Source organism: Streptomyces sp. NPDC096323, assembly GCF_040302845.1.
Classification (GTDB): Bacteria; Actinomycetota; Actinomycetes; order Streptomycetales; family Streptomycetaceae; genus Streptomyces.
Map to the genome: position 1 here is coordinate 265,146 of NZ_JBEOSI010000007.1, position 12,425 is coordinate 277,570.

At 71.0% G+C, this 12,425-nt stretch carries 9 protein-coding genes; 7 read left to right on the top strand and 2 right to left on the bottom strand.

The window, feature by feature from the left end; genetic code table 11:
* Positions 1-119: 119 nt before the first annotated feature.
* A complete protein-coding gene (locus ABTX18_RS21330) occupies positions 120-986 on the top strand; it encodes a DUF1963 domain-containing protein (RefSeq protein WP_352124284.1) in 867 nt (288 codons plus the stop codon).
* A gap of 349 nt (positions 987-1,335) precedes the next feature.
* Here the strand turns inward: ABTX18_RS21330 and ABTX18_RS21335 are convergent, their stop codons facing one another.
* A complete protein-coding gene (locus ABTX18_RS21335) occupies positions 1,336-4,623 on the bottom strand; it encodes a S41 family peptidase (RefSeq protein WP_352124285.1) in 3,288 nt (1,095 codons plus the stop codon).
* A gap of 170 nt (positions 4,624-4,793) precedes the next feature.
* Here ABTX18_RS21335 and ABTX18_RS21340 point away from each other — a divergent pair, with 170 nt between their 5' ends.
* A complete protein-coding gene (locus ABTX18_RS21340; protein WP_352124286.1) occupies positions 4,794-5,366 on the top strand; it encodes a TetR/AcrR family transcriptional regulator in 573 nt (190 codons plus the stop codon).
* Positions 5,367-5,493: 127 nt separating this feature from the next.
* Positions 5,494-7,728, top strand: coding sequence for an MMPL family transporter (locus ABTX18_RS21345; RefSeq protein ID WP_352124287.1), 2,235 nt, complete (start codon positions 5,494-5,496; stop codon positions 7,726-7,728).
* Positions 7,729-7,936: 208 nt separating this feature from the next.
* On the opposite strand, the gene ABTX18_RS21350 is transcribed toward ABTX18_RS21345, so the two are convergent.
* On the bottom strand, positions 7,937-8,287 hold the full coding sequence (locus tag ABTX18_RS21350) for an SsgA family sporulation/cell division regulator (protein WP_352124288.1): 351 nt from the start codon (positions 8,285-8,287) through the stop codon (positions 7,937-7,939).
* 192 nt (positions 8,288-8,479) lie between these two features.
* Here ABTX18_RS21350 and ABTX18_RS21355 point away from each other — a divergent pair, with 192 nt between their 5' ends.
* The 4 genes from ABTX18_RS21355 to ABTX18_RS21370 all read left to right on the top strand — a co-directional run bounded on the left by ABTX18_RS21355 (position 8,480) and on the right by ABTX18_RS21370 (position 12,347).
* Positions 8,480-9,547, top strand: coding sequence for an energy-coupling factor ABC transporter permease (locus ABTX18_RS21355; RefSeq protein ID WP_352124289.1), 1,068 nt, complete (start codon positions 8,480-8,482; stop codon positions 9,545-9,547).
* A 1-nt stretch (position 9,548) separates the two neighbouring features.
* Positions 9,549-10,310 (top strand): cobalt ECF transporter T component CbiQ, encoded by a 762-nt coding sequence (gene cbiQ / locus ABTX18_RS21360; RefSeq protein ID WP_352124290.1) that lies wholly within the window; start codon positions 9,549-9,551, stop codon positions 10,308-10,310.
* The gene (locus ABTX18_RS21365) at positions 10,307-11,086 is read left to right on the top strand and encodes an energy-coupling factor ABC transporter ATP-binding protein (protein WP_352124291.1); all 780 of its coding nucleotides are present in this window, start codon (positions 10,307-10,309) and stop codon (positions 11,084-11,086) included. Before cbiQ ends, ABTX18_RS21365 begins: the two co-directional genes overlap by 4 nt.
* 100 nt (positions 11,087-11,186) lie before the next feature.
* Positions 11,187-12,347 (top strand): serine hydrolase domain-containing protein, encoded by a 1,161-nt coding sequence (locus tag ABTX18_RS21370; RefSeq protein WP_352124457.1) that lies wholly within the window; start codon positions 11,187-11,189, stop codon positions 12,345-12,347.
* The last annotated feature ends 78 nt before the right edge of the window (positions 12,348-12,425 follow it).

Genomic DNA, 12,425 nt, shown 5'->3' on the forward strand with positions numbered 1-12,425 from the left:
TGAGTCGGGGGTGGGGGGTGCAGGCATCGCGCCGAGGGCTGCTCGGCTCCTCAGCCTGGATCCACAGGCATCCGGCCCGTGGAACCAGGCTGAGTTGGGTGGGGCCTATCTTTTCGGGCATGGATCATCAAGGACAGTTTCGTCGGGCAGCGCTTGAGCTGGGCATCCCGGACGATGAGATCAGCAGGTTCAGTGAGCACCTTCGCTTGGCGATCGGCCTGTCAGGGCGTGGCGATGGTTCTCCGGTCGGGCACATCGGTGGGTTGCCGCGGCTGCCGGTGGGCATGAAGTGGCCGTCTGCCGGGGACATCCCGTTGCCGTTGCTCCTCTCCGTCGATTGTGGGGCGCTGCCGAGGGTCGACGGCTTCGACCTGCCGGTGGACGGGACGCTGCTCTTCTTCGTTCACCAAGAGAGGGACTTCCGCGAATTGCGGGCCAATCCGGGGCAGTACGCGCGACTCGTGCATATACCGGCCGGCACCGAAACCGTGGTCGCGGAACCACCCAGCTCCGTGTGCGTCGACGAGCGGATCGACGTCTGTGCCGAGCTCAGGGCCGATCTGCCCCTTTGGCTGGAGGAGGGCGAGGACGAGGACTGGCACGAGTTCTGGGAGGATCTCGAGTGGGAGGACATGTCGCCCTTCCAGCAGCAGTTGGCCCGGTACATGGAGCGCGAACTGCCTCACCTGGACGAACTACGGTCGCTGGCCCACGGCCTCTGGTCGTCCGGCGCCTACCTCGTCATTGGTGGGTACGCCGATGACGAGGCGACGGTCGGCAGTGTCACAGCGAAGACCCTCGCGAATGGAGAAGTGTTGCCCTATCTGGACGAGGACGCGCTCCGGCTGGCGAGCGAATGGATACCGCTCGCCAATCAAGGACGGATTTACGAGGACTACTACACGAAATTCATGATCCGCCACGACGACCTGGCCGCCGCTCGGTGGGACACGGCGCTAACCGTGACCTACTTCGAGGCCCCGTGACCAGGTCCATGCAACGGGCTGCATCCACGCCCGTCCTTATTTCTTGTAGGACGAGGCGTCGACTGCCTTCGCCCGGCAGCCCGAGCACGTCCCGGACCTCTTCGCGATGAACAGACCCCGATAGACCGTCACTTGGCGCTTGGAGATACCGCAGAGCGTCACCTTGTCCGCCGTCAAGGCGTGCCACAGAGCCGGGGCGCCTGTCTCCAGGCATGCCGTGAAGTTCGTGGGGGCAAGCCCGAGTGTGAACCTGAGGGACCGGAGGTGACGATCAAGCTGCGGCATGACCATCACCCTTGCACGTGGGCTACGCCCTGACCCGCGTCCCGGGCAAGCCGCCGCCCCGCCCCTACCGCGGCGGCAACGGAGGCCGCCTCTTGTCCGGGGCCGTGTCGTACGTCGGCGGGGTCGCCGGTGGGTGGGCCGCCAGGAGGTCCAGGGCTACCCGGACCGCGTCGTCCAGCACCGCGTGGCGGCCCTCTGCCCAGTCGAGGGGGGTGCGCAGGGCCTCCAGGTCCGGTTCCACGCCGTGGTTCTCCACCGACCAGCCGTACGTGTCGAACCAGGCCGCGTTCATCGGGACCGTGATCACCGTGCCGTCGCCCAGGCGGTGGCGGCCCGTCATGCCGACGACGCCGCCCCAGGTGCGCTGGCCGACCACGGGGCCGAGCTTCAGCAGGCGGAACGCGGCTGTGATCATGTCGCCGTCGGAGGACGTCGCCTCGTCGGCCAGGGCGACGACCGGGCCGCGGGGGGCGTTGGAGGCGTAACTGACGGGCTGGGCGTCGCGGGTGAGGTCCCAGCCGAGGATCGTGCGGGTGAGCTTCTCGACGACCAGTTCGCTGATGTGACCGCCCGCGTTGCCGCGTACGTCGACGATGAGGGCCGGGCGGGAGACCTCCAGGCGCAGGTCCCGGTTGAACTGGGCCCAGCCCGAGCCGCCCATGTCGGGGATGTGGAGGTAGCCGCAGCGGCCGCCGCTCAGTTCGCGGACCACCTCGCGGCGCTTGGCGACCCAGTCCTGGTAGCGCAGCGGGCGTTCGTCCACCAGGGGCATGATCGCGACGCGGCGGGAGCGGCCCTCGCCCTCGGCGGGCCTGAAGGTCAGCTCGACCGTGGTGCCGCCCGCCGCGGACAGGAGGGCGTAGGGGCCGGCGACCGGGTCGACCGGGCGGCCGTCGACGTGGGTGAGGACCGCGCCCTCGCGGATGCCCGTACCGGCCAGCGGGGAGCGGGCCTTGGAGTCCGAGGAGTCGCCGGGCAGGATGCGGCCGATGACCCATTCGCCGTCACGGCAGGTGAAGTTGACACCGAGCAGGCCGATCGCCCGCTGGTAGTGCGGCGGGCCCTCGTTGCGGCGGGCGGGGGAGACATAGGCGTGGGACGTGCCCAGTTCGCCCAGGACCTCGCGCAGGAGGTCGGCGAACTCGTCGGGTGTGGCGACCCGTTCGACCAGGGGGCGGTACTGGTCGAGGACGGCCGGCCAGTCGATGCCGCACATGTCCGGCTCCCAGAAGTAGGAGCGGATGATGCGGCCCGCCTCGTCGTACGCCTGCCGCCACTCCGCCGCCGGGTCGACCTCGTGCAGGATGCGACGCAGATCGAGGTAGACCGTGGAGTCGTTGTCGCCGGGCTCGGTGGCGGGGACGGCGCGCAGTTCGCCGTCGTCCATGACGACGAGGCGGGACGCGTCGCCGCTGACGGCGAACCAGTCGAGGTGGTCGACGAGCTCGGTCTTCTTCGCCTTGGCGATGTTGAAGTGCTCCAGTGTCGGCCGGCCCGACATGTCCGCCGGGTTGGCGAACGTCTCGCCGAGCGCGCCGGAGATCGGCCAGCGCAGCCACACCAGCCCGCCGCCGCTGACCGGGGACAGCGCCGAGTACTTGGAGGCGGAGACCGGGAACGGCGTGACCCGGCTCTCCAGGCCCTCGAACTCGACGGTGACCGTGGACCCCTCGGCCGCACCGGCCTCGGCCGTGTCGACAGGGTCGAGGCCGCCCGCCGCCGGCCGGCCGTCGGGCAGGAGGGCGAAGGGGGACGGGGTCGCGGAGGACAGCGGGACGAGGTACGGGCGGCAGCCGAGCGGGAAGGAGAGGTCGCCGGTGTGGACGTCGTACACCGGGTCGAAGCCGCGCCAGGAGAGGAAGGCGAGATAGCGCCCGTCGCCCGTGAAGACGGGGTTCTCGTCCTCGAAGCGGCCGTTGGTGACGTCGACGATCACGGGGGAGCCGGCGCCCAGGATGCGGGCGAGCTTGATCTTGCGCAGCGAGCGGCCGATGCCGGGGTGCGACCAGGTCAGCCAGGCGCCGTCCGGGGAGAAGGCCAGGTCGCGGACCGGGCCGTTGACGGAGCGGATCAGTTCGGTGGGCTCGCCGGTGGACGTCTCCTCGTCGGTTTCCAGCAGGAGCAGCCGGCCGTCGTGCGAGGCGATGGCGAGCCGTTCGCCGTCCGGGTCGGAGATGAGTTCCTGGACCCGGCCGAGCAGGCCGGAGGCGAGGCGGAGCGGTGGGCGGTCGCCGCTGGCGCGCGGCAGGTAGGCGATCTCGATCGCGTCCTCGCCGTCCGCGTCGGTGACGTACGCGACCTTGCCGCCGCTGCCGAGCATCTCCGGCAGCCGGACGCGGACGCCGGGGGTGTCGGTGATGGTGCGGGCGGGTCCGTCGCGGTGGGTGAGCCAGTAGAGGCTGCCGCGCACGGAGACGGCGCTGGCGCGGCCCGTCTCGTCCACGGAGAGCGAGTCGACGTTGGTGGCGGCCGGTACCTGGTACGAGCGCCGGCCGGCGCGCGGCCCGCCGAGCCGGACCTCCAGCTTCCGGGGGACCGCGGTGGGCGACAGGAGGTCGTCGACCAGCCACAGCTCGCCCGCGCACTGGTAGACGACGCGGCGGCCGTCGCTGGAGGCGTGCCGGGCGTAGAACGCGTCATGGTCCGTGTGGCGGCGCAGACCGCCGCCGTCGGGGCGGCAGGAGTAGAGGTTGCCGACGCCCTCGTGGTCGGAGAGGAACGCGATGCGGCCCCCGACGAACATCGGTGACTCGAGGTGCCCGCCGATGTCCGCGAGCAGCCGCTCGCCGTGCAGCCACAGCCGCCCCATCGCGCCGCCCCGGTAGCGCTTCCAGGCGGCCGGCTCGTGCGGCGGCTTTCCGGTGAGCAGCAGGGTGCGGCGCTCGCCGTCGATCTCGCCGACCGCGATGTCGGATACCGGGCCCCACGGGAGCCGGCCGCCGGGGCTGCCGTCCGTGGACACGCTGTAGGCCCAGGAGAAGTACGAGAACGGCTGCCGGTGCGAGGAGACGGCGAGGATCTGCGCCGCGCTGTCCGCGCAGGGCGGGGTCCAGCCGCAGACGCGGGCGTCGGTCGACCCCCAGTAGGTGAGCCGGCGGGCCGGGCCGCCGTCGACCGGGGCCAGATGGATCTCCGGGTCGAGGCTGCGCCACGTGGTGTAGGCGATCCGGGTGCCGCCGGGCGAGAAACGCGGATGGCTCACCCGGGTGCGGTCGACGGTCACCCGCCACGCGCGCCCCGGCGTCTCGCCCTCGGGGGCGAGGGGGGCCACCCAGAGATCGTCCTCGGCTGCGAAGCAGAGCAGATCCTCGTGGAGGTGCGGGAACCGGAGATACGAGACGTCGTCACTCACGTTTCCCATGCTTTCCGGGCGAGGGGGACGCGGCAACTTGTGGTGCGGAACACAAGCGAAACGATTTCGTTTCGCTCGGCGTGCGAGGTACCGTCGATGTGTACGAAACAGTTTCGTTCGATTGACTGACGTACGAATGATGCGCGAGCTCAGGAACAGGAGGTCGACCCATGGCACGCACACGGCTCACGCCCGAGCGTGAGAGCGAGCTGTACGCCGCCGTGCTCGACCTGCTCCGCGAGGTCGGCTACGACGCCCTCACGATGGACGCCGTCGCCGCCCGCACCCGTTCCAGCAAGGCCACCCTCTACCGCCAGTGGGGGAGCAAGCCCGAGCTCGTCGTCACGGCGCTGCGGCACAACAAGCCCGTGCACCTCGGCCAGGTCGACACCGGCTCGCTCCGCGGTGACTTCCACGCCGTCCTGGGCCGCAGCGACGACTGTCAGATGGAGAAGGACGCCGCGCTCATGCGGGGTCTGAGCCATGCCGTCCACGACAACCCCGATCTCCTCCAGGCCCTGCGCGAGCTGCTCATCGAACCGGAGATGACCGGTCTCGACACGCTGCTGCGCCGAGCGGTGGACCGCGGGGAACTGCGCCAGGACAACCCGGCGCTGAAGTACGTACCGCACATGCTGATCGGCGCCGTCGCCGCCCGGCAACTGGTCGAGGACCGCCCCGTCGACCAGGCGTTCCTCTCCGATTACGTCGACTCCGTGATCCTCCCCGCTCTCGGCGTCTGACACTGCCGTCCCCACGGCATCCCCGCACGGCCCTCTCCCCAAAGCTCCACCTGACACGCCGCTCTCGTCGTCGGGGTGGTTCCTCACGCCCATTTCCACTCAACGACCTGACCGGGAGTACACCTCCGTGGCCACTTTTCTCTACAAACTCGGACGGCTCGCCTTCCGGCGCCGCCGCTATGTTGCCCTGATCTGGGTGGCTCTGCTGGCGCTCGCCGGATTCGGCGCGGCCACCGCGTCCACGCCCACCTCCAGCTCCTTCTCGATCCCGGGTACGGAGGCCCAGAAGGCCTTTGACCTGCTGGAACAGCGATTCCCCGCGGCCAGCGCCGACGGCGCGACCGCGCGCATCGTCTTCAAGGCCCCCGAGGGCGAGAAGATGACGGACCCGGCCAACAAGGCCGACGTCAGGAAGATCACCGGCGAGCTGAAGTCCGGCTCGGACCAGATCGCCTCGGTCGTCGACCCGTACACCGGCGACGCCGTCTCCAAGAACGGCTCGACCGCGTACGTCTCGGTGACCTACAAGGTCAACTCGATGGAGCTGACCGACGCCACCCGGGAGGCCCTGGAGGACGCGGGCGAGTCCGCGCAGAAGACCGGGATGACCGTGGAGATCGGCGGTGACGCGCTACAGGTGATGCCGGAGACGGGCTCCACCGAGATCATCGGCATCGCCCTGGCCGCCGTGGTGCTCGTCATCACCTTCGGCTCGCTCATCGCGGCGGGGCTGCCGCTGCTCACCGCCCTGATCGGTGTCGGTATCGGCGTCTCGTCGATCACCGCGCTGGCCAATGTGCTGGACCTGGGTTCGACCACCTCCACCCTCGCGATGATGATCGGCCTCGCGGTCGGCATCGACTACGCCCTCTTCATCGTCTCCCGCTACCGCGCCGAACTGGCCGAGGGCAGGGAGCGCGAGGAAGCGGTCGGACGCGCCGTCGGCACCGCGGGCTCCGCGGTCGTCTTCGCCGGGCTCACCGTGGTCATCGCCCTGGTCGGCCTGGCCGTCGTCAACATCCCGATGCTGTCGAAGATGGGCTTCGCCGCGGCCGGCACCGTCGCGATCGCCGTCCTCATCGCCCTCACCCTCGTCCCGGCCATGCTGGGCTTCGTGGGCAAGCGGGTCCTGGGACGCAAGGCGCGCAAGGCCGCCCAGGCGGAGAACAAGCCCGAGACCAAGCCGAACATGGGCACCCGCTGGGCGCGGTTCGTGCTGCGCAAGCCGGTGTGGGTGCTGCTGGTCGGTGTCATCGGCCTGGGCACCATCGCCGTACCGGCCGCGTCGCTGGAGATGGGCCTGCCGGACGACGGCTCCCAGCCCACCAGCACCACCCAGCGTCGCGCCTACGACCTTCTGTCGGACGGTTTCGGCCCCGGGTTCAACGGGCCGCTGATGGTCGTCGTCGACACGGCGAACAGCTCGGACGGCAAGGCCGCCGCCAAGCAGGTCACCGACGAGATCTCCGAACTGAAGGGCGTCGTCGCCGTCAGCCCGGCCACCTTCAACAAGGCCGGCGACGCGGCGATGATCACGGTCGTCCCCAAGGACCGGCCGAGCTCCGTCGAGACGGAGAACGTGGTCCACGCGATCCGCGACGCGGGCACGGGCATCAAGTCCGACACCGGCGCCGAGGTCCTGGTCACCGGCGCCACCGCGATGAACATCGACTTCTCGGAGAAGATGAACGACGCGCTGCTGCCGTACCTGGCGCTCGTCGTGGGCCTGGCCTTCCTGCTGCTGATGGTGGTCTTCCGGTCGGTGCTGGTGCCGCTGAAGGCGGCGCTCGGCTTCCTGCTCTCGGTCGTCGCGGCCCTGGGCGCGGTCGTCGCGGTCTTCCAGTGGGGCTGGCTCGGCTCGCTCTTCGGGGTCGAGCAGACCGGTCCGATCATGTCGATGATGCCGATCTTCATGGTGGGCGTCGTCTTCGGTCTCGCGATGGACTACGAGGTCTTCCTCGTCACCCGGATGCGTGAGGCGCACGTCCACGGCGAGTCGCCCGGCCAGGCCGTCGTCACCGGCTTCAAGCACGGGGCCCGGGTCGTCACGGCCGCGGCCGTGATCATGATCGCGGTCTTCTCCGGATTCATCGGCTCCAGCGAGTCGATGATCAAGATGATCGGCTTCTCGCTCGCCATCGCCGTCTTCTTCGACGCGTTCGTCGTCCGCATGGCCATCGTGCCCGCGGTCCTCGCGCTGCTCGGGAAGCGTGCCTGGTGGCTGCCGCGCTGGCTGGACCGCGCGCTGCCCAACGTGGACGTCGAGGGCGAGAACCTGCGCAAGCAACTCGCCGCCACCTCGGCCGACGACGCGGGCGACGCCGGTCCGGACGCGGGCGAGCGCGAGCTGACCCGCGTCTGAGGCGGGCGTGAGCCGGCTAGGGCGCGGGCGCAAGCCGACCCGGCGAGCCGGCCGATGAGCCGCTGAACCCCCGGGGCCGCGCCTGAGCGGAGCGCGGCCCCGGAAGCGCCGGTTACCTGTGGGGACGGGGGGCCGGGGCGACGAGAGCCCCCGTGCACTTGTGCACGGGGGCTCTCGCCATGTCCTCAGGTCCTCGCGTCCTCGTGGATCAGGCGGGCGCGGTCTCCGTTCTGGCGCGGCGGTGCGTGCGGCGCAGGAAGCGGATCAGCGGCGCGCTGTCGAACTGCACCACCTCCAGGCCGTCCGCCGTGTGGCGTTCGAGGACCAGCTGCGCCCGGCCGCACGGCCAGATCCGCAGGCTGTCGTGCTCGACGGGGGCGCGCAGCCCGCGCTCCAGCAGATCGCGGGCGACGACCCACACCGGGCCGCCGGGGAAAGCGATGTGGACCGTGTGCGAGTCATCGGCGGGGTCGTAGCGCAGCTCCACGTGCACGACGGGCAGGTCGCGGGCGTCGGTGACGAGCCGGGCACGGGCATGTTCGGTGATCACGGGGGACATGGGCCTCGGCTCCTCCTGGTGATGCGTGTTCTTCGTCATCTAATGTCCCATATTTTCGTAAAAGGGCACTGTGTGAGCTCTTGGCAGTTGTGGAAGACGCGCTCTTGCGAATGGTTCGCAACAAGGCCCTATCATGAGGAGGTTCACGACCCCGCGCAGCAATGCAGAAACGCAGGAAGCGGAGCCCTTTCCATGCATGTACCCGACGGATTCATCAACGCACCCGTGTCCGCCGTCGCCGGAGTCGTGGCCGCCGGTGCGGTGGCCGTCAGTCTGAAGGGGGCCAGGCGTGAACTCGATGAGCGCACCGCGCCGCTGGCCGGGCTGGTCGCCGCCTTCATCTTCGCCGTGCAGATGCTGAACTTCCCCGTCGCGGCGGGCACCAGCGGCCATCTGCTCGGCGGGGCGCTGGCCGCGATCCTGGTCGGGCCGTACACCGGGGTCCTCTGCATATCCGTCGTCCTGCTGATGCAGGGCATCCTCTTCGCCGACGGCGGGCTGACCGCGCTCGGCGTGAACGTGCTCGACATGGGCGTCGTGACCACCGTCGTCGCCTACGCCCTCTTCCGCGGCCTGGTCGGCGTGCTGCCGCGCACCCGCCGCTCCATGACCGCCGCGTCCTTCGTCGCCGCGCTCGTCTCCGTACCGGCCGCTGCCGCCGCCTTCACGCTGATGTACTGGATCGGCGGGACGACCGACATCCCGATCGGCAAGGTCTTCACCGCGATGGTGGGCGTCCACGTCCTGATCGGCCTCGGTGAGGCCGCGATCACCGCGCTCACCGTCGGCGCCGTCATCGCCGTCCGCCCCGACCTGGTCCACGGCGCCCGCGGGCTCACCGCCCCGCTCAAGCTCCGTATCGACGGTGAGCTCGTCGACGCCCCCGCGCCCGCCCGCGAGCCCGTCGCCGCCGCCCACCGCTCCAACCGGGGCCTGTGGGCCACCGGACTGGTCACCGCTCTCGTCCTGGCCGGCTTCGTCTCGTTCTACGCCTCCGCGAACCCGGACGGCCTGGAGAAGGTCGCCACCGACCAGGGCATCGACAAGGAGGCCAAGGACCACGCGGCCAAGGACTCCCCGCTCGCCGACTACGGAGTCAAGGACGTCTCCGACGCCCGGCTCTCCGGCGGACTGGCCGGAACGATCGGGGTGGGAGCCACGCTCGTCGTCGGCAGCGGTGCGTTCTACGTGGTCAGCCGCCGTCGCCGTACGAACGACGAGGACGCGGCTGTCACCTCCCGTACCGAAGAGAAGGTCTGACATGGGCGCGGGCCACGCCCACAAGCTCTACCGGCACGGGCACTCGCCGGTCCACGATCTGCCGCCGCACTGCAAGCTCGCCGCGGTCTTCTGCTTCGTCGTGGTCGTCGTCACCACCCCGCGCGAGGCGGTGTGGGCCTTCGGGCTGTACGCGCTGCTGATCGCGGGCGCCACCGCCGCGGCCCGCGTCCCGGCCGGCTTCCTCCTCAAGCGGCTGCTGATCGAGGTGCCGTTCGTCGCGTTCGCGCTGCTCATGCCGTTCGTCGTGCCCGGCGGGCAGACGCAGGTCCTCGGGCTCTCCGTCAGCGTCCCCGGGCTCTGGGGCGCCTGGAACGTCCTCGCCAAGGGCACCCTCGGCGTCGCCGCCTCCGTGCTCCTCGCCTCCACCACCGAGCTGCGCTCCCTGCTGCTCGGCCTCCAGCGGCTGAGGCTTCCGCCGCTGCTCGTCCAGATCGCCTCGTTCATGATCAGGTACGGCGATGTGATCACCGACGAGATGCGCCGGATGTCCATCGCCCGCCGCTCGCGCGGATTCGAGGCGCGCGGAATCCGGCAATGGGGTGTCCTCGGCAAGTCGGCGGGCGCGCTCTTCATCCGGTCGTACGAGCGCGGCGAGCGCGTCCACCTCGCGATGGTCAGCCGCGGCTACACCGGCTCCATGCCCGTCATCGACGAGGTGACGGCCTCGCGGACCCAGTGGGCGTACGCAGCGGCACTCCCCGTGCTCGCCCTCGCCGTGTGTCTGCTGGGATGGACCCTATGAGCCAGCCCCCCGCCGCTTCCGTACCGCCGCCGTCCCTGGAGGTCAGCGGTCTCGCCTACGCCTACCCCGACGGCCACCAGGCGCTCTTCGGCGTCGACCTGACCGTCGCGCGCGGCGAGCGCGTCGCCCTGCTCGGCCCGAACGGCGCCGGCAAGACCACCCTCGTCCTGCACCTCAACGGCATCCTCGACGCCGGCGCCGGCAGTGTCCGCGTCGCCGGGCTCCCCGTCGAGAAGCGGAACCTCGCCGAGATCCGCCGCCGCGTCGGCATCGTCTTCCAGGACCCCGACGATCAGCTGTTCATGCCGACCGTCCGCGAGGACGTCGCCTTCGGACCGGCGTCCGCCGGACTGCGCGGCGCCGAGCTGGAGGAGCGCGTTACCGAGGCGCTGGGGCAGGTCGGCATGGAGGAGTACGCGGCCCGGCCGCCGCACCACCTCTCCTTCGGCCAGCGCCGACGCGTCGCCGTCGCCACGGTCCTCGCCATGCGGCCGGAGATCCTCGTCCTGGACGAGCCGTCCTCCAACCTGGACCCGGCCTCCCGCCGCGAACTCGCCGACATCCTGCGGTCCTTGGACGTCACCGTGCTGATGGTGACGCACGACCTGCCGTACGCCCTGGAGCTGTGCGGCCGCGCCGTCATCCTCAGCGACGGCGTCATCGCCGCCGACGACCGCACGCAGGACCTCCTGTGCGACGAGGATCTGATGCGGGCCCACCGTCTGGAACTCCCCTTCGGCTTCGATCCGCGGTCCGTGACGGTTCGCGTTCCGTGACGATCCGCGTTCCGTGACGGTGAACATCGGGTGACCCGCCCCTCGTCCGACCTGCGGCGCAATGCACCATGGGGGGATGAGCGGGAGCGCAGGAGCAGGCGTGGACGTACGGGGTACGGCGGCGCCCGGATTCGAACCGGTCCGGGATGCTTTCATCCGTAACTTCGAACAGCGGGGCGACCGAGGGGCAGCGGTCACCGTCTACCGGCACGGGCAGAAGGTCGTCGATCTGTGGGCCGGCACGAGAGACGTCGACGGCGTCGAACCGTGGGCCGTCGACACCGTGCAGGTCGTCCGCTCGGCCGGCAAGGGCATCGCCGCCGCCGTACCGCTCCTGCTGCACCAGCGCGGCCAGATCGACCTGCACGCCCCGGTCGGCACGTACTGGCCGGAGTTCAAGGCGAACGGCAAGGAACGCGTCCTCGTCCGCCACCTCCTCGCCCACCGGGCCGGCATCCCGGCCCTGGACCGGCCGCTCACGCCGGACGAGGCGGCCGACGGGGTGAGCGGGCCGCGGGCGGTCGCCGCGCAGCGCCCCCAGTGGGAGCCCGGCACGGATCACGGCTACCACGCGCAGACCTACAGCTGGCTGGTGGGCGAGCTGGTGCGGCGCGTCACCGGGCGGACCATCGGCCGCTGGGTCGCCGAGGAGATCGCCCGCCCGCTCGGCCTGGACTTCTGGTTCGGGATCCCGGCGGACGAGGCCCACCGGGTGGGACGGATCGGCCCGGTCGAGGCGCCCGCGGGCGACGGCTCCGGCGCCCTGCGCATGCGCCCCAAGCGCTCGGTGGCCGACGCCTACCGCGACCCGGACTCGCTGACCCGCCGGGCGTTCGGCGCGATCGACCCGTTCCCCGACGAGAACGACCCGGGCTACCGGGCCGCCGAACTCCCCGCGTCCAACGGCATCGCGACCGCGCGCGGCCTGGCCCGCTGCTATGCCGCGATGATCGGCCCGGTCGACGGCCACCGGCTGTTCGCCCCCGCCACCCTCACCCTGGCCCGCACCGAGGAGTCGGCGGGCCCGGACCGCGTCCTGGTCGTGGGCACCCGCTTCGGCCTCGGCTACATGCTGCACGGCCCGGCGTCCCCGCTCCTCGCCCCGGGCTCCTTCGGCCACCCGGGCCGCGGCGGCTCCCTGGGCTTCGCCGACCCCGAATCGGGCATCGCCTTCGGCTATGTGACGAACGGCCTGCAGAAGGGAGTCACGGCCGACCCCCGCGCGCAGGCGCTGGTGCGGGCGGTGCGTTCGGCGCTGTGACGCGGGCCGGGTGGCTCCGAGCATCTCAACAAGCTGCGCCACCATGAAGAACCGGCCCGCCCGCAACGACCTGCGCGC

Bases quoted from the DNA above. Each gene is read 5' to 3' on its own strand.
- ABTX18_RS21330 (WP_352124284.1), top strand. From the start codon at position 120: ATGGATCATCAAGGACAGTTTCGTCGGGCAGCGCTTGAGCTGGGCATC.
- ABTX18_RS21340 (WP_352124286.1), top strand. From the start codon at position 4,794: ATGGCACGCACACGGCTCACGCCCGAGCGTGAGAGCGAGCTGTACGCC.
- ABTX18_RS21350 (WP_352124288.1), bottom strand. From the start codon at position 8,287: ATGTCCCCCGTGATCACCGAACATGCCCGTGCCCGGCTCGTCACCGAC.
- ABTX18_RS21355 (WP_352124289.1), top strand. From the start codon at position 8,480: ATGCATGTACCCGACGGATTCATCAACGCACCCGTGTCCGCCGTCGCC.
- cbiQ (WP_352124290.1), top strand. From the start codon at position 9,549: ATGGGCGCGGGCCACGCCCACAAGCTCTACCGGCACGGGCACTCGCCG.
- ABTX18_RS21365 (WP_352124291.1), top strand. From the start codon at position 10,307: ATGAGCCAGCCCCCCGCCGCTTCCGTACCGCCGCCGTCCCTGGAGGTC.